16 protein-coding genes are annotated in these 15,704 nt (G+C 65.9%); 15 read left to right on the forward strand and 1 reads right to left on the reverse strand.

What is annotated here, in order from left to right; all coding sequences use genetic code 11:
• Positions 1-8: 8 nt before the first annotated feature.
• From LOKHON_RS14395 to LOKHON_RS14465, 15 genes are all read left to right on the forward strand, one after another.
• Positions 9-278: a putative antibiotic biosynthesis monooxygenase gene (locus tag LOKHON_RS14395; protein ID WP_162561814.1), complete on the forward strand. Its 270-nt coding sequence runs from the start codon at positions 9-11 to the stop codon at positions 276-278.
• Between the two features lie 159 nt (positions 279-437).
• Positions 438-848 (forward strand): DUF5333 domain-containing protein, encoded by a 411-nt coding sequence (locus LOKHON_RS14400; RefSeq protein WP_017927384.1) that lies wholly within the window; start codon positions 438-440, stop codon positions 846-848.
• A 179-nt stretch (positions 849-1,027) separates the two neighbouring features.
• Positions 1,028-3,052 carry an NADH-quinone oxidoreductase subunit NuoG gene (nuoG, locus tag LOKHON_RS14405; protein ID WP_017927385.1) on the forward strand — a complete coding sequence of 675 codons (2,025 nt, stop codon included), beginning with the start codon at positions 1,028-1,030 and terminating at the stop codon, positions 3,050-3,052.
• 2 nt (positions 3,053-3,054) lie between these two features.
• On the forward strand, positions 3,055-3,450 hold the full coding sequence (locus LOKHON_RS14410; protein WP_017927386.1) for a hypothetical protein: 396 nt from the start codon (positions 3,055-3,057) through the stop codon (positions 3,448-3,450).
• Positions 3,451-3,460: 10 nt separating this feature from the next.
• A complete protein-coding gene (gene nuoH, locus LOKHON_RS14415) occupies positions 3,461-4,501 on the forward strand; it encodes an NADH-quinone oxidoreductase subunit NuoH (RefSeq protein WP_017927387.1) in 1,041 nt (346 codons plus the stop codon).
• A 2-nt stretch (positions 4,502-4,503) separates the two neighbouring features.
• Entirely contained in the window at positions 4,504-4,998 is a 495-nt protein-coding gene (gene nuoI / locus LOKHON_RS14420) for an NADH-quinone oxidoreductase subunit NuoI (RefSeq protein ID WP_017927388.1), read from the forward strand.
• Between the two features lie 10 nt (positions 4,999-5,008).
• Positions 5,009-5,419, forward strand: coding sequence for a carboxymuconolactone decarboxylase family protein (locus LOKHON_RS14425; RefSeq protein WP_017927389.1), 411 nt, complete (start codon positions 5,009-5,011; stop codon positions 5,417-5,419).
• Positions 5,416-6,024 (forward strand): NADH-quinone oxidoreductase subunit J, encoded by a 609-nt coding sequence (locus LOKHON_RS14430; protein ID WP_017927390.1) that lies wholly within the window; start codon positions 5,416-5,418, stop codon positions 6,022-6,024. Before LOKHON_RS14425 ends, LOKHON_RS14430 begins: the two co-directional genes overlap by 4 nt.
• Before the next feature lie 104 nt (positions 6,025-6,128).
• Positions 6,129-6,458: an NADH-quinone oxidoreductase subunit NuoK gene (gene nuoK, locus LOKHON_RS14435; protein WP_017927391.1), complete on the forward strand. Its 330-nt coding sequence runs from the start codon at positions 6,129-6,131 to the stop codon at positions 6,456-6,458.
• 7 nt (positions 6,459-6,465) lie between these two features.
• Positions 6,466-8,610 (forward strand): NADH-quinone oxidoreductase subunit L, encoded by a 2,145-nt coding sequence (gene nuoL, locus LOKHON_RS14440; protein ID WP_017927392.1) that lies wholly within the window; start codon positions 6,466-6,468, stop codon positions 8,608-8,610.
• Positions 8,611-8,613: 3 nt separating this feature from the next.
• A complete protein-coding gene (locus LOKHON_RS14445; RefSeq protein ID WP_017927393.1) occupies positions 8,614-10,170 on the forward strand; it encodes an NADH-quinone oxidoreductase subunit M in 1,557 nt (518 codons plus the stop codon).
• Positions 10,171-10,182: 12 nt separating this feature from the next.
• A complete protein-coding gene (nuoN, locus tag LOKHON_RS14450; protein WP_017927394.1) occupies positions 10,183-11,625 on the forward strand; it encodes an NADH-quinone oxidoreductase subunit NuoN in 1,443 nt (480 codons plus the stop codon).
• On the forward strand, positions 11,615-12,379 hold the full coding sequence (locus LOKHON_RS14455) for a biotin--[acetyl-CoA-carboxylase] ligase (protein WP_026147337.1): 765 nt from the start codon (positions 11,615-11,617) through the stop codon (positions 12,377-12,379). Before nuoN ends, LOKHON_RS14455 begins: the two co-directional genes overlap by 11 nt.
• 10 nt (positions 12,380-12,389) lie before the next feature.
• Positions 12,390-13,163, forward strand: coding sequence for a type III pantothenate kinase (locus LOKHON_RS14460; protein WP_017927396.1), 774 nt, complete (start codon positions 12,390-12,392; stop codon positions 13,161-13,163).
• The gene (locus LOKHON_RS14465) at positions 13,160-14,827 is read left to right on the forward strand and encodes a ribonuclease J (protein WP_017927397.1); all 1,668 of its coding nucleotides are present in this window, start codon (positions 13,160-13,162) and stop codon (positions 14,825-14,827) included. The genes LOKHON_RS14460 and LOKHON_RS14465 overlap by 4 nt, the downstream gene beginning before the upstream one ends.
• A gap of 208 nt (positions 14,828-15,035) precedes the next feature.
• Here LOKHON_RS14465 and LOKHON_RS14470 read toward each other — a convergent pair whose 3' ends face one another.
• On the reverse strand, positions 15,036-15,686 hold the full coding sequence (locus LOKHON_RS14470) for a hypothetical protein (RefSeq protein ID WP_017927398.1): 651 nt from the start codon (positions 15,684-15,686) through the stop codon (positions 15,036-15,038).
• Between the last annotated feature and the right edge of the window lie 18 nt (positions 15,687-15,704).

Genomic DNA, 15,704 nt, shown 5'->3' on the forward strand with positions numbered 1-15,704 from the left:
GCCGCGCCATGACATGGCGGGACCAGGCGCTGAAGAATTTCGGCGTCTGGCTCGCGGTCTACCCTTCGGTTCTGCTGTTCAGCTACGGTTTTCAATGGCTCGGCATCGAGGTGCCCCTGTGGCTGGAAATCCTGATCTCCACCGCCTTCACCGTGCCGCTCATTTCCCATGTCGCGGTGCCGTGGGTCGAAAAGCGTCTCGCCCACGCCAAGGGCGAAACCCAAGCCGAACTCAAGCGCGACGAGGCCGATATGGTCGAGGATGACGGCGACAGCTGACGCCCGGCCTTTCGTCCGAGCGCGGCCATCCGCCGGTCGCTACCGCCCCTCCATAGCGTGATATTGAATATCGCCCTTTCCGGGCCAAGGTCTCGTCGAGAAGCGCCGCACGGGGGAACGAGCAGGCCCCCGGCAGCGGCCCGACAGGAGACATCACGCATGACCATCCCCCATATCGCGCGCAGCGCCGCGCTGATCCTCGGCTTCACGATCGCGGCGGGCGCGACCGCCGCGCTGCCCGCGCTGCGCGACAACGCCAAGATCCGCGACGGGCTGATCTCGACCGCGATCGCCTACGAGATCGGCCGCAAATGCGAGAGCCTCGACTCGCGCTGGTTCACCGGCATCACCTATCTCAATTCGCTCAGAAGCCATGCGCTGGAGCTGGGCTACAGCCGGGCGCAGGTCTCCGCCTTCATCGACGACAAGGCCGAAAAGAAGAAGCTCGAAGCCGAGGCCCGCGCCTTGCTGCGCCAGAAAGGTGGCGTCGAGGGCGACTGGGAGACCTATTGCGCCGTGGGTCGGGCCGAGATGGCGGCGGGCAGCCGCATCGGCACGCTGCTCAAGTGAGCTGAACCAAGGGGCTGCGCGCGCGTGCCGCAGCCCTTTTGCGCGGCGGGGGCCGAATTTTCCCCGATCCGGCGCATGGATGCGTCTGGCATCACCGGGCGAGCCGCGCTAGAACCCCCCTCGATCGCAGCCCCCGATCCGGGGGCATGCGTCCGACGCGAGGAAAGGGGCGGCCTGCCATGTCCGATTTGCGCAAAGTCAGCATCGACGGAAAGGTCATCGAGGTGCCGGGGGCGATGACGCTCATCCAGGCCTGCGAGACCGTGGGGATCGAAATCCCCCGTTTCTGCTATCACGAGCGACTGAGCATCGCCGGCAATTGCCGCATGTGCCTCGTCGAGGTGGTGGGCGGTCCGCCGAAACCCGCGGCCTCCTGCGCCATGCAGGTCAAGGATCTGCGGCCCGGACCCGAAGGCGCGCCGCCGCAGGTGCGGACCAATTCGCCGATGGTCAAGAAGGCCCGCGAAGGGGTGATGGAGTTCCTGCTCATCAACCATCCCCTCGATTGCCCGATCTGCGATCAGGGTGGCGAATGCGACCTGCAGGACCAGGCGATGGCCTACGGCGTCGATTTCTCGCGCTTCCGCGAGCCCAAGCGGGCGACCGAGGATCTCGATCTCGGCCCGCTGGTCGAGACGCACATGACGCGCTGCATCTCCTGCACCCGCTGCGTGCGCTTTACCACCGAGGTGGCCGGGATCAGCCAGATGGGCCAGACCGGGCGCGGCGAGGATGCGGAGATCACCTCCTATCTCGGCCAGACGCTGGATTCGAACCTGCAGGGCAACATCATCGACCTGTGCCCCGTGGGCGCGCTTGTCTCCAAGCCCTACGCCTTCAATGCCCGGCCCTGGGAGCTGACCAAGACCGAGACCATCGACGTGATGGATGCGCTCGGCTCGTCGATCCGGGTCGACACCAAGGGCCGCAAGGTGATGCGCATCCTGCCGCGCAACCATGACGGCATCAACGAAGAGTGGCTGTCGGACAAGGCGCGCTTCGTCTGGGACGGGCTGTCGCGCCAGCGGCTCGACACGCCCTATATCCGCGAGAACGGCAAGCTGCGCCGCGCCGAGTGGCCCGAAGCCCTGGCCGCCGCCGCGGCCGCGATGAAGGGCAAGAAGGTCGTCGGTCTCGTCGGCGATCTCGCCCCGACCGAAGCCGCTTTCGCGCTCAAGACCCTGATCGAGGGGCAGGGCGGGACCGTCGAGTGCCGCACCGATGGTGCGAAGCTGCCCGCGGGCAATCGTTCGGCCTATGTCGGCACGGCGAAGATCGAGGATCTCGACGCCGCCAAGCACATCATGCTGGTCGGCACCAACCCCGCCATCGAGGCGCCGGTGCTCAACGCCCGCATCCGCAAGGCATGGCTCGCCGGCGCCAATGTCGGCCATGTCGGCACGGCAGCCGAGCTGACCTATGACGCGCATCACGCGGGCACGGGCCGCAAGGCGCTCTCCGATCTGCTCGGTCACGAGTTCGGCGCCGTGCTGGAGGAGCCGTCGGTCGTCGTGGTGGGGCAGGGCGCTCTGACCGGCGCCGATGGCGAGGCGGTTCTCGCCCACGCCATGGAACTGGCGACCCGCACCAAGAGCAAGCTCATGGTGCTGCATTCGGCGGCCTCTCGTGTCGGCGCGATGGATGTCGGCGCGGTGTCCGAGGGGGGCGTCGAAGCCGCGCTCGAAGGCGCCGAGGTGGTCTACAACATGGGCGCCGACGAGATCGCGCTGCCCGATGCGGCCTTCGTCATCTACCAGGGCAGCCATGGCGACCGGGGCGCGCATCGCGCGGACCTGATCCTGCCGGCGGCGGCCTGGGTCGAGGAGCAGGGGCTCTTCGTCAACACCGAAGGCCGTCCGCAGCTGGCGCTGCGCGCCGGTTTCGCGCCGGGGCAGGCCAAGGAGAACTGGGCCATCCTGCGGGCGCTGTCGGCCGAGCTGGACGCGGTGCAGCCGTGGAACAGCCTCGCGCAGCTGCGCCAGAAGCTGGTCGAGGCGCATCCGCATCTGCAGCGCATCGACGAGGTCGCCGAAAACGAATGGCAACCTCTGGCGCTCGGGTCGATGGATGAGAGCCTCGGTGATTTCGAAAGCATCGTCGCCGAGCATTACCTGACCAACCCCGTCGCCCGCGCCAGCGAGCTGATGGGCGAGCTTGCGGGCAATGCCCGCGCCCGGCGGCAGCAGAAAATCGCAGCCGAGTGAGAATGCGCGGCGCGCTTCTCCTGCCGCTGGCGGCCCTGGCCGCCGGCTGCGGCCCGCAAGCCGAGGCTTCGCGGGGCACGGCGCCGTCCGCTCTTTCGCATGACGGCGTGGAGACGCGGCTGCTCGACGGGGATCTCGTCAACTTCCATGTCGCGATGAGCGGCGGCGCCGAGGCGGGGGATGTGATCGCCTATGCCGAGTGCGCCGCCGCCCAATACGCCCTGATCCGGGGCTACGGATTTGCCCGGCACGTACGGACCCAGCTCGATGAATCGGCTGGAAACTGGCGCGCCGATGCTGTTTACACCATCTCGCCGGCCCTGCCTGAGGGGCTACGCACGATCGATGCCGAAGTCACCGTCCAGAACTGCGGACTGAACGGCATCCCGACGGTCTGAGGGAAGCACCATGGTCGAATTCTTCACCGAAACCAGCATCGGAGCCGTGCTGCTGATCCTCGGTCAGTCTCTGCTTTTGATCGTACCGCTGCTGGTCGCGCTCGCCTTTCTGCTGCTGGTGGACCGCAAGGTCTGGGCCGCGGTCCAGATGCGCCGCGGCCCCAACGTGGTCGGCCCCTTCGGCCTGCTGCAGAGCTTTGCGGACTTTCTGAAATACATTCTCAAGGAAGTGGTCGTGCCCGCCGGCGCCGATCGCCCGGTGTTCTTCCTCGCGCCGATGATCTCCTTTGTCATGGCGGTGATCGCCTGGGCGGTGATCCCCTTTGCCGATGGCTGGGTGCTCGCGGAGCTGAACGTGGCGCTGCTCTACGTCTTCGCCGTCTCCTCGCTCGAGGTCTACGGCGTGATCATGGGCGGCTGGGCCTCGAACTCGAAATATCCGTTCCTGGGCAGCTTGCGCTCGGCCGCGCAGATGATCTCCTACGAGGTGTCGATCGGCCTGATCATCGTCGGCATCATTATTTCGACCGGCAGCCTCAACTTCGGTGACATCGTGGCGGCGCAGGATGGCGACTGGGGCCTGCTCAACTGGTACTGGATCCCGCATTTCCCGATGCTGTTCCTGTTCCTGATCTCGGCCATGGCCGAAACCAACCGCCCGCCCTTTGACCTGCCCGAAGCCGAATCCGAGCTCGTTGCCGGTTATCAGGTGGAATATTCCTCGACCCCGTTCCTGCTGTTCATGATCGGCGAATACGTCGCCATCGTGCTGATGTGCGCTCTGGTGTCGCTGATGTTCTTCGGTGGCTGGCTGTCGCCGATCCCCGGCCTGCCCGACGGCGTGCTGTGGATGGCGCTCAAGATGATCTTCGTTTTCTTCATCTTCGCGATGGTGAAGGCGATCACCCCGCGCTACCGCTACGACCAGCTGATGCGCCTTGGCTGGAAGGTCTTCCTGCCGCTGTCGCTCGCCTGGGTCGTGATCGTGGCCTTCCTCGCGAAATTCGAGGTCCTGGGCGGGTTCTGGGCCCGCTGGACCCTGGGAGTCTGAGCATGACGCAAATCGACTACACCCGCGCCGCCAAGTATTTCCTGCTGCAGGATTTCGCCAAGGGCATGAAGCTCGGGCTGAAATACTTCTTCGGCTCCAAGGCGACCGTGAACTACCCGCACGAAAAGGGCCCGCTTTCGGTCCGCTTCCGCGGCGAACACGCGCTGCGGCGGTATCCTTCGGGCGAAGAGCGCTGCATTGCCTGCAAGCTGTGCGAGGCGGTCTGCCCCGCGCAGGCGATCACCATCGATGCCGAACCGCGCGAGGACGGCTCGCGCCGGACCACGCGCTACGACATCGACATGACGAAATGCATCTATTGCGGCTTCTGCCAGGAGGCCTGCCCGGTGGATGCGATCGTCGAGGGGCCGAACTTCGAGTATTCGACCGAGACCCGCGAGGAGCTCTACTACGACAAGGACAAGCTGCTCGCGAATGGCGACCGCTGGGAAGCCGAAATCGCGCGCAATCTCGAGCTTGACGCGCCGTACCGCTGAGGATCACGCCGTGACCGATCAGAACCCCTTCGCGCAGATGATGAAGATGGGCCAGGACTGGGCCCGTCAGATGAATCCCGCGCTCGAGAGCTTCACGCCGAAGGGCTTCGAGCAGCTCTGGCCGACGATGCCCAAGGAGATGATGGAGGCGTTCATGGGACGCACCCTCAACCCCGAGGGGCTCGACGCCAAGACCCGGCTGCTGCTGACGCTGACCGGTCTGACCATCCTCGGCGCGCAGGCCGAAAGCCAGGTCCGTCTCACCGTGCGCCACGCGCGCGAGGCGGGCGCCACCAAACAGGAGATCGCCGAGACCATCGCCCAGGCGGGGATGTTCGGCGGCGTGCCCGCGATGACCCGCGCGATGGAGATCGCCACCGAGGTCATGGACGAGGACACCGGAAAGGACACCGCACGATGACCGCCGTCGCCATCATCTTCTACCTCTTCGCGCTGTCGACGATCGTCGGCGGGCTGTTCACCGTGATCGCCCGCAACCCGGTGCATTCGGTGCTGTGGCTGATCCTCGCCTTTCTCAGCTCGGCGGGGCTGTTCATTCTCGTCGGCGCCGAATTCGTGGCGCTGCTTCTGGTGATCGTCTATGTCGGCGCCGTCGCGGTGCTGTTCCTCTTCGTGGTGATGATGCTCGACGTCGATTTCGCCGAGCTGAAGGCGGAGATGGCGAAATACATGCCGCTGGCGCTGCTGATCGGCGTCGTGCTGCTGATGCAGCTGGCGCTGGCATTCGGCGTCTGGGATTACTCCGAAGGGTATGACGAGCGTCTCGCGGCACCTTTCGTGATCGACGTGGAGAACACCCAAGGTCTCGGCCTGCTGATCTACGATCAGTACATCCTGCTGTTCCAGCTCGCGGGCCTCGTGCTGCTCGTGGCGATGATCGGCGCGATCGTGCTGACCATGCGGCACCGCAAGGACGTGAAGCGTCAGGACATTCTGGCGCAGATGTACCGCGATCCGGCCAAGGCGCTGGAAATGAAGGACGTGAAGCCCGGCCAGGGGCTTTGAGGACGAACCGCGGCGCGCGCGCCGCGGTCGCGATCGGCATCGCCCCGGCGGGGCCGGTGGCCAATGGATACTTCAACGGGTAGGCAACGCCCGGAGGGACAAAGATGGAAGTCGTACTTGCCGAAAGCCCGATCGGGCTGGAGCATTATCTCACCGTCGCGGCGGCGCTGTTCGTCATCGGCATCTTCGGGCTGTTCCTGAACCGCAAGAACGTCATCATCATCCTGATGTCGATCGAGCTGATGCTGCTGGCGGTGAACATCAACTTCGTCGCCTTCTCGGCCTATCTGGGCGATCTGGTGGGGCAGGTCTTCACGCTCTTCGTGCTGACCGTCGCGGCCGCGGAGGCCGCGATCGGTCTCGCCATCCTCGTCTGCTTCTTCCGGATCCGCGGCTCGATCGAAGTCGAAGACGTCAACGTGATGAAAGGCTGAGGAGACCATGGAAACGATCATCCTCTTCGCGCCGCTGGTCGGCGCGCTCATCGCGGGCTTCGGCTGGCGGCTGATCACCGAGGCAGGCGCGCAATGGGTCGCCACCTCGTTGGTCGGGCTGTCCTGCCTTCTCTCGTGGATCGTGTTCCTCGGCCATGACGGCCAGATGGAGCAGATCCAGATCTTGCGCTGGATCGAAAGCGGCAGCCTCGCCACCGACTGGGCGATCCGGCTCGACCGGCTGACCGCGATCATGCTGGTCGTGATCAACTCGGTCTCCTTCCTCGTGCATCTCTACAGCTTCGGCTACATGGCGCATGACGAGAACTTCCGCCCCGGCGAAAGCTACCGGCCGCGTTTCTTCGCCTATCTGTCCTTCTTCACCTTCGCGATGCTGTCGCTGGTGACGGCCGACAACCTCGTGCAGATGTTCTTCGGCTGGGAAGGCGTGGGCGTCGCCTCCTACCTGCTGATCGGTTTCTATTTCCGCAAACCGTCCGCCAACGCCGCGGCGATGAAGGCCTTCGTGGTCAACCGGGTCGGCGATTTCGGCTTCCTGCTGGGCATCTTCGGCCTGTTCTTCCTCGCGGATTCGATCCAGCTGTCGGACATCTTCGCCGCCGCGCCCGAGATGTCGCGGATGGAGCTGAACTTCCTCGGCGTGGATTTCCAGGCGCTGGAGATCATCGGTCTGTTGCTGTTCGTCGGCGCGATGGGCAAATCGGCGCAGCTGTTGCTGCACACTTGGTTGCCCGACGCGATGGAAGGCCCGACCCCGGTGTCGGCACTGATCCATGCCGCGACCATGGTGACGGCGGGCGTGTTCCTCGTCTGCCGCATGTCGCCGCTTCTCGAATTCGCGCCCGACGCCAAGTCGATCATCGTCTTCGTCGGCGCCACCACCGCCTTCTTCGCCGCGACCGTGGGTCTGGTGCAGAACGACATCAAGCGCGTGATCGCCTATTCGACCTGTTCGCAGCTGGGCTACATGTTCGTGGCGGCGGGCTCGGGCGTCTATTCGGCGGCGATGTTCCACCTGTTCACCCACGCCTTCTTCAAGGCGCTTTTGTTCCTCGGGGCCGGCTCGGTGATCCACGCGATGCACCACGAGCAGGACATGCGCAACTATGGCGGTCTTCGCAAGAAGATCCCCTATACCTACTGGGCGATGATGATCGGCACGCTGGCGATCACCGGCGTCGGCATTCCGCTCACCCATATCGGTTTCGCGGGCTTCCTGTCGAAGGACGCCATCATCGAGAGCGCCTTCGCGGGCGGCGGCGCCTATGCCTTCTGGCTTCTGGTGGTCGCGGCGGCGATGACGAGCTTCTACTCGTGGCGCCTGATCTTCCTCACCTTCCACGGCAAGCCGCGCGGCAACCAGCACACGCACGACCATGCGCATGAAAGCCCGAGCGTCATGCTCGTGCCGCTCGGCGTGCTGTCTCTCGGTGCGGTTCTCGCCGGCATGATCTGGTACGCGCCGTTCTTCGGCGACCATGCCCGCGTGACGCAGTATTTCGGCATCCCGTCGGCGCATGAAAGCGTCGAGGGCGGTGACGGGCACGGCGAGGGCGTCGTGGCGGCCACCGAGGAGCTGGCCGAGGGCGATGTCGATCACGCCGCCGACGCGGTGACCGAGGATGTCGCGCATGCGGCGGATGCCGATCATGGCACCACCGCCAGCATCGCGGCGCCGGGGCAGGGGGCGATCTACATGGCGCCCGAGAACCACGTGCTCGACGAGGCGCACCATTCGCCCACATGGGTCAAGGTGAGCCCCTTCGTGGCGATGCTGCTCGGCCTCGGGCTGGCTTACATCATGTATATCCGCCAGCCGGACCTGCCCGCGCGGCTCGCGCGCAACCAGCGCCCGCTTTACAACTTCCTGCTCAACAAGTGGTACTTCGACGAGCTTTACGACCACGTGTTCGTGCGCCCCGCGCAGGCCATCGGCCGGTTCCTGTGGACCCGCGGCGACGGCAACGTCATCGATGGCGGCATCAACGGCGTGGCGATGGGCATCGTGCCCTTCTTCACCCGCCTCGCGGGCCGCGCGCAGAACGGATACGTCTTTACCTACGCCTTCGCGATGGTTCTGGGCCTCGCCCTGATCCTGACCTGGATGACCTTGGCCGGGGGGGCCGAATAACAGATGGGCAACCTTCTCTCTCTGACCACCTTCATCCCGCTTCTGGGCGCGGGCATCCTCGCGCTGTTTTTGCGCGGCGATGACGCGGCGGCGCAGCGCAACGCCAAATGGGTGGCGCTGGCGACGACCGTGTTCACCTTCGTGGTGTCGATCTTCATCCTCGCGGGCTTCGACCCCGAGGCGCCCGGCTTCCAGTTCGTCGAGGACCGCCAATGGCTCCTGGGCATGCGTTACAAGCTCGGCGTCGACGGCATCTCGCTTCTGTTCGTGATGCTGACCACCTTCCTGATGCCGCTCGTCATCGCCGCCTGCTGGGACGTGACGCACCGGGTCAAGGAATACATGATCGCCTTCCTCGTGCTCGAGACGCTGATGATCGGCGTGTTCGTGGCATTGGATCTCGTGCTGTTCTACCTGTTCTTCGAGGCCGGCCTGATCCCGATGTTCCTGATCATCGGCATCTGGGGCGGCAAGAACCGGATCTATGCCTCGTTCAAGTTCTTCCTCTATACCTTCCTCGGCTCGGTGCTGATGCTGGTGGCGATGGTGGCGATGTTCGCGCAGGCGGGCACGACCGACATCCCGACGCTGATGAGCTACAACTTCGCGTCCGAGACCTTCCCGATCCTCGGGGTGCAGATCGTCGGCGGCGTGCAGACGCTGCTGTGGTTCGCCTTCTTCGCCTCCTTCGCGGTGAAGATGCCGATGTGGCCGGTGCACACATGGCTGCCCGACGCGCACGTGCAGGCGCCGACCGCCGGTTCGGTCGTGCTGGCCGCGATCCTGCTGAAGATGGGCGGCTACGGTTTCCTGCGCTTTTCGCTGCCGATGTTCCCGGTCGCCTCCGACATCTGGGCACCGCTGGTGCTGTGGCTGTCGGCCATCGCGATCGTCTACACCTCGCTCGTGGCGCTGGTGCAAAAGGATATCAAGAAGCTGATCGCCTACTCCTCGGTCGCCCACATGGGCTTCGTCACCGCCGGCATCTTCGCGCTGAACCAGCAGGGTCTCGACGGGGCGGTGTTCCAGATGATCAGCCACGGCTTCATCTCGGGCGCGCTCTTTCTTGGCGTCGGCGTGATCTATGACCGGATGCACACCCGCGACATCGAGGCTTACGGCGGCCTCGTGAACCGGATGCCGGCCTATGCGGCGGTGTTCCTTCTGTTCACCATGGCCAATGTCGGCCTGCCGGGCACCTCCGGCTTCGTCGGCGAATTCCTGACGCTGATGGGCATGTTCCAGGCCAACACCTGGGTCGCCTTCGTCGCCACCACAGGTGTCATCTTCTCGGCGGGCTACGCGCTCTGGCTCTATCGCCGGGTGGTGATGGGCGACCTGATCAAGGAAAGCCTGAAGTCGATCACCGACATGACCGCCCGCGAAAAGTGGATCTTCGCGCCGCTGGTGGTCATGACGATCCTGCTCGGCGTCTATCCGAGCCTCGTCACCGACATCACCGGCCCGAGCGTCGCGGCGCTCGTGGACCAGGTCGAGGTCGCGGTCGCGGCGCATGGCTCCGAGAGCGCCGTCGCCTCGGCGGCCCCGGCACAGCACTAAGGACCAGGACACATGTTCTCACTCGATCTCCAGACCGTCCTGCCCGAGGTGATCCTCTCGGTCTACGCGATGGCAGCGCTCATGGCGGGCGTCTACACCACCAAGGACAAGTCCGCCGGCATCCTGATCTGGGCGACGGCGGCGATGTTCGCTCTGGTCGCCTTTCTCATCGCCACGCGCGAAGGCACCGACCCGGCCTTCGCGGGCAGCTTCATCGATGACGGCTTCGCCCGCTTCTCCAAGATCACGATCCTGCTTTCGGCGGCTGTCGTGCTGGTGATGAGCCAGGAATACCTCGCGCGGCGCAACCTTCTGCGCTTCGAATACCCGGTGCTTGTCGCGCTCGCGGTGGTCGGCATGATGGTGATGGTCTCGGCGGGCGACCTGATGGTGCTCTACATGGGCATCGAGCTGCAGTCGCTGGCCATGTATGTCGTCGCCTCTCTGCGCCGCGACAGCGAAAAGTCGACCGAGGCCGGTCTCAAGTACTTCGTGCTCGGCGCGCTGTCGTCGGGCCTGATGCTCTACGGCGCCTCGCTGGTCTACGGCTTTGCCGGCACGACCCAGTTCGAAGGCATCTTCCTCGCCACCTCGCTCGGCGCGCCGCTGGGTCTGATCTTCGGTCTCGTCTTCCTGATGGTCGGCTTCGCCTTCAAGGTGTCGGCCGCGCCGTTCCACATGTGGACGCCCGACGTCTATGAAGGCGCGCCGACGCCCGTGACCGCCTTCATGGCGACCGCGCCCAAGGTCGCGGCCATCGCGCTCTTCGCCCGCGTCGTCTTCGACGGCTTTGGCGGCGTGGTCGGCGACTGGCAGCAGATCGTGGCCTTCTTGTCGGTGGTCTCGGTGTTCTGGGGCGGCATCGCCGCCATCGGCCAGACCAACATCAAGCGGCTGATGGCCTATTCCTCGATCGCCCATATGGGTTTCGCGCTGATGGGCCTCGCCTCGGGCACCGCCTTCGGCGTGCAGGCGATGCTGATCTACATGGCGATCTACGTCACCATGAACATCGGCACCTTCGCCTTCATCCTGTCGATGGAGCGCGATGGCCGCCCTGTGACCGACATCAACGCGCTGCACATGTATTCGCGCTATGCGCCGATGCGGGCGCTGGCGATGCTGGTGCTGCTGTTTTCGCTCGCGGGCGTGCCGCCGATGGTTGGCTTCTTCGGCAAGCTCTACGTTCTGCGCGCCGCCTATGAGGGTGGCCTGACATGGCTCGCCGTGCTGGGTGTGATCGCGAGCGTGATCGGCGCGTTCTACTACCTGCGCATCGTCTACTACATGTATTTCGGCGAGGAGCGCGAGGAGCGCGAGGCGCTCGACACCGGCACCTCGCCGCTGTTGTGGGGCGTGCTGATGGCGTCGGCCGCGGTGATGGTGGTGGGTGTGATCAACCTGTTCGGCATCGAGCCGCTGGCCGCGGCCGCGGCGGCGACCCTTGTCAACTGATCCGACCTCCCGCGGGCTCTGGCCCGAGGGGTGGGAGCGGGTCGTGCTCGACACCGTCGACAGCACCATGGCGGAGGCCGCGCGACGCGCGGCCTCCGGTCTTGCCGGGCCCACATGGATCATGGCGCATGAGCAGACCTCGGGCCGTGGCCGCCGCGGGCGCGATTGGACCAGCGAACAGGGCAACCTTGCCGCGACGCTGGTTTACCGCCCCGAAGCCACGCCCGCCGAAGCCGCGCGGCGCAGCTTTCTCGCTTCCGTCGCGCTGTTCGAGGCGCTGGCGATCCATGTCGACCGCACCCGGCTGTCGCTCAAATGGCCCAACGACGTGCTGCTCGATGGCGGCAAGGTCGCGGGCATCCTGCTGGAGAGCGCCGGGCAGGGCCCCTTTGTCGACTGGCTCGCCATCGGCATCGGCGTGAACCTCGCGGTGCGGCCCGACGGCGTGCGCGATGCCGCGTTCCCGCCCATAGCTGTCGCCGACAATGGCGGGCCTCTGGTCGATCCCGAGGAATTCCTGACCCATCTCGCCGACGCCTTTGCCACCGAAGAAGGCAAGCTCGACGCCTTCGGCTTTGGCCGCATCCGCGAGGACTGGTTGCGCCACGCCGCCCGGCTGGGCGAGGTGATCACCGCGCGCACCGGATCGGAAGAGGTCACCGGCGTGTTCGAGACGGTCGACGAGGCGGGCAACCTGATGCTCAAGACCCCCAAGGGCCTGCGCGCGATCAGCGCCGCCGACGTGTTTTTCTGAGGGGGCTTGGATGCTTCTCGCCATCGATTGCGGCAACACCAACACCGTGTTCTCGATCTGGGACGGGGAATGCTTCGTCGCGACCTGGCGCACCTCGACCGAGTGGCAGCGCACGGCGGACCAGTATTACGTCTGGCTTTCGACCCTGATGAAGATGCAGGGCATCGAGGCCCGGATCGACGCGATGATCGTGTCATCGACCGTGCCGCGCGTGGTGTTCAACCTGCGCGTTCTCGCGGATCGCTACTTCAACTGCCGACCGCTCGTGGTCGGCAAGCCCGACTGCCGCCTGCCGGTGGCGCCGCGCGTCGATGCGGGCACGCAGGTCGGACCCGATCGGCTCGTCAACACGGTGGGCGCATGGGACCGCCATGGCGGTGACCTGGTGGTGGTCGATTTCGGCACCGCGACGACCTTCGACGTGGTAGGGCATGACGGCGCCTATGTCGGCGGCGTCATCTCGCCGGGCGTGAATCTGAGCCTCGAAGCGCTGCATCAGGCGGCGGCGGCCCTGCCGCATGTCGATGTGAGCAAACCCGAGAAAGTGATCGGCACCAACACCGTTGCCTGCATGCAATCGGGCATCTTCTGGGGCTATGTGGGCCTCGTTCGCGGCATATGCGACCGCATTCGGACGGAGCGCGACCGGCCGATGCGGATCATCGGAACCGGGGGGCTTGCGCCCCTGTTCGCGCAGGGCGACATGCTCTTTGACGACATCGAAGAAGACCTCACGATGCACGGGCTGACCGTCATCCACAGATACAACAAGGAGACCGCATGAGCGGCGAAAGACTGATCTACCTTCCTCTCGGCGGCGCCGGCGAGATCGGCATGAACGCCTATGTCTACGGCTACGGCAAACCGGGTCAGGAACGGCTGATCGTCGTCGATCTCGGCGTGACCTTCCCCGACATGGACACGACGCCCGGCGTCGACCTGATCCTGCCCGACATCTCGTGGCTCGAGGCCCGCAAGGATCGCATCGAGGCGATCTTCGTGACCCACGCCCACGAGGACCATGTCGGCGCGGTCGGCCATTTCTGGAAGCGCCTCGGCGCCACCATCCATGCCCGCAAGTTCACCGCCGCGATCGCGCGCCACAAGCTCGACGAGCACGGCGCGCCCGACAGCATCCTCAACGTGGTCGAGCCCTGGCCCGCCGTGGTCGAGGCCGGCCCCTTCAAGGTCGGCTTCGTGCCGATCAGCCACTCGATCCCCGAAAGCTCGGGCCTCGTGATCGACAGCCCCGAGGGCCGGGTGCTGCATTCGGGCGACTTCAAGGTCGACCATACCCCCGTCGTGGGCGAGCCGTTCAACCCCGATCTCTGGGCCGAGGTGTCCAAGGACGGCGTCAAGGCGCTGGTCTGCGATTCGACCAACGTGTTCTCGCCGCAGCCGGGCCGCTCGGAGGCGACGCTGGCGCCCGAGATCGAAAAGCTGATCGCGGCGCAGCCGGGCATGGTGGTGGCCACGACCTTTGCCTCGAACGTGGCGCGGCTCAAGACCATCGCCATCGCCGCCGACCGGGCCGGGCGCACCGTCTGTCTTCTGGGCCGGGCCATGCGCCGCATGGTCGAAACCGCGACCGACACCGGTCTGCTCACCGGCTTTCCCAAGACGGTCGGCCCGGAAGAGGCCGCCTCGATCCCGCGCGAGAAGCTGCTGCTGCTCGTCACCGGCAGCCAGGGCGAGCGCCGCGCCGCAAGCGCCCAGCTGGCGCAGGGCTCCTATCTGGGGCTGAAGCTGCAGGAGGGCGACAGCTTCCTGTTCTCCTCGCGCACCATTCCGGGCAACGAGCGCGGCGTGATCAAGATCATGAACCAGCTCTCGGAAAAGGGCGTGGACGTGATCGAGGACACGCATGGGCTGTTCCATGTCTCGGGCCACGCCAACCGGCCCGATCTGCAACTCCTGCACGACATCGTGCGCCCGCAATTCCTGATCCCGATGCATGGCGAACACCGCCACCTGCGCGAGCATGTGAAGCTGGGGCTGGAGCGGGGCCTGTCCGGGATCGTCGCGGTCAACGGCATGATGCTCGACCTGTCGGGCAACGCGCCCAAGGTGGCCGAATACATCGATACGGGCCGCTCCTATCTCGATGGCTCGGTGATGATCGGCGCGCTCGACGGCGTGGTCCGCGACCGGATCCGCATGGCGCTCAACGGCCATGTCACGGTGACGATGATCGTCGACGAGAACGACGAGCCGCTGGGCGATCCGTGGTGCGAGATCATGGGCCTGCCCGAAAAGGGGCGCTCCAACGCCGCGCTGGTCGAGACGCTTGAAGGCGATCTCGCGCAGTTCGTGAACAAGGCGGGTCGCAAGATGCTGCGCGACGAGGACAAGCTCGACCGCGAACTCAAGCGCATCGCCCGTTCGACCACGCAGGCCGAGACCGGCAAGAAGCCCGAGGTCAATGTCGTGGTCAGCCGTCTGAGCTGATCGCGCGTGCCGACTGGGGCGGGGGCTTCGCGCCCCCGCACCCCCGCGGCGTATTTTCGGAATGGTGAAAGGGAAGCCGCGCGCTTCCCTTTCGTCGTTTCGGGACAGGGGCGTCGCCAAACAGCCCAAAGGCCGGGCGATGCGCACGACATGCCCGTTCACCATTCCAAAAATACGCAAATTCCGCCCTGAACGCCTCTCGCGCCCGTCAGCCGCTGCAGACATAGACGGCACTGCCCACCACCACGACGGAGGCCGCGGCCGCGCCGATGGCCACCGGTCCAGTGAGCGCCGCCGTGACGCCCGGCGCCGCCGTGCCGATGCTCGTGGCGAGCCATTCGGCCGTGCCCTTAAGCACCAGCGCGCCGGAGCTGTGCAGCAGGCGCTCGGGCGCGGCCACGGCTTCGGCGGGGGTCGGCGGCGGGGTGAGCAGAAGACCGGCAAGGGCGGCGCCGGTGTCGATGGCGCTGTCGGTGGCGGCGTTCACCCGGTCGCAGGTCGTGACGCTGCATTGCGCGGTGTCGCCGCGTTCGCCGGGCACCAGAAGCCAGCCCTCGTCGTCGGGATCGGACTGCAGGCAATACCCTTCGGTGTCCTCGGGCGGAAGCTCGACCGAAAGATAGGTGAACAATACCCGGCTGTCGCAGGCGGGCGGGGAACCCCATGCCTTGTTCCAGACCGCGCGGGGCCAGCGTGAAAGCGTTTCGCGCGTGCCCAGCTCGGTCTGAAAATCGATCGCGTCGTCATAAGTCACGACGGTCTCGCGCCCGTTGACAGTGGCGGTGCAGTGCTGTTCCCCGGCCTGTACGGGCAGGGCCGGAAGCCACAGCGCGACCGAGAGCGTCAGTGCAAACCGCATCGCCGGCGGTGGCGCGCC

This window comes from Limimaricola hongkongensis DSM 17492 (assembly GCF_000600975.2).
Taxonomy (GTDB): Bacteria; Pseudomonadota; Alphaproteobacteria; order Rhodobacterales; family Rhodobacteraceae; genus Limimaricola; species Limimaricola hongkongensis.

Coding starts and splice junctions, on each gene's coding strand:
- nuoK (WP_017927391.1), top strand. CDS start 6,129: ATGGAAGTCGTACTTGCCGAAAGCCCGATCGGGCTGGAGCATTATCTC.
- nuoL (WP_017927392.1), top strand. CDS start 6,466: ATGGAAACGATCATCCTCTTCGCGCCGCTGGTCGGCGCGCTCATCGCG.
- LOKHON_RS14460 (WP_017927396.1), top strand. CDS start 12,390: ATGCTTCTCGCCATCGATTGCGGCAACACCAACACCGTGTTCTCGATC.
- LOKHON_RS14410 (WP_017927386.1), top strand. CDS start 3,055: ATGCGCGGCGCGCTTCTCCTGCCGCTGGCGGCCCTGGCCGCCGGCTGC.
- nuoN (WP_017927394.1), top strand. CDS start 10,183: ATGTTCTCACTCGATCTCCAGACCGTCCTGCCCGAGGTGATCCTCTCG.
- LOKHON_RS14470 (WP_017927398.1), bottom strand. CDS start 15,686: ATGCGGTTTGCACTGACGCTCTCGGTCGCGCTGTGGCTTCCGGCCCTG.
- LOKHON_RS14400 (WP_017927384.1), top strand. CDS start 438: ATGACCATCCCCCATATCGCGCGCAGCGCCGCGCTGATCCTCGGCTTC.
- nuoI (WP_017927388.1), top strand. CDS start 4,504: ATGACGCAAATCGACTACACCCGCGCCGCCAAGTATTTCCTGCTGCAG.
- LOKHON_RS14430 (WP_017927390.1), top strand. CDS start 5,416: ATGACCGCCGTCGCCATCATCTTCTACCTCTTCGCGCTGTCGACGATC.
- nuoH (WP_017927387.1), top strand. CDS start 3,461: ATGGTCGAATTCTTCACCGAAACCAGCATCGGAGCCGTGCTGCTGATC.
- LOKHON_RS14445 (WP_017927393.1), top strand. CDS start 8,614: ATGGGCAACCTTCTCTCTCTGACCACCTTCATCCCGCTTCTGGGCGCG.
- LOKHON_RS14395 (WP_162561814.1), top strand. CDS start 9: ATGACATGGCGGGACCAGGCGCTGAAGAATTTCGGCGTCTGGCTCGCG.
- LOKHON_RS14465 (WP_017927397.1), top strand. CDS start 13,160: ATGAGCGGCGAAAGACTGATCTACCTTCCTCTCGGCGGCGCCGGCGAG.
- nuoG (WP_017927385.1), top strand. CDS start 1,028: ATGTCCGATTTGCGCAAAGTCAGCATCGACGGAAAGGTCATCGAGGTG.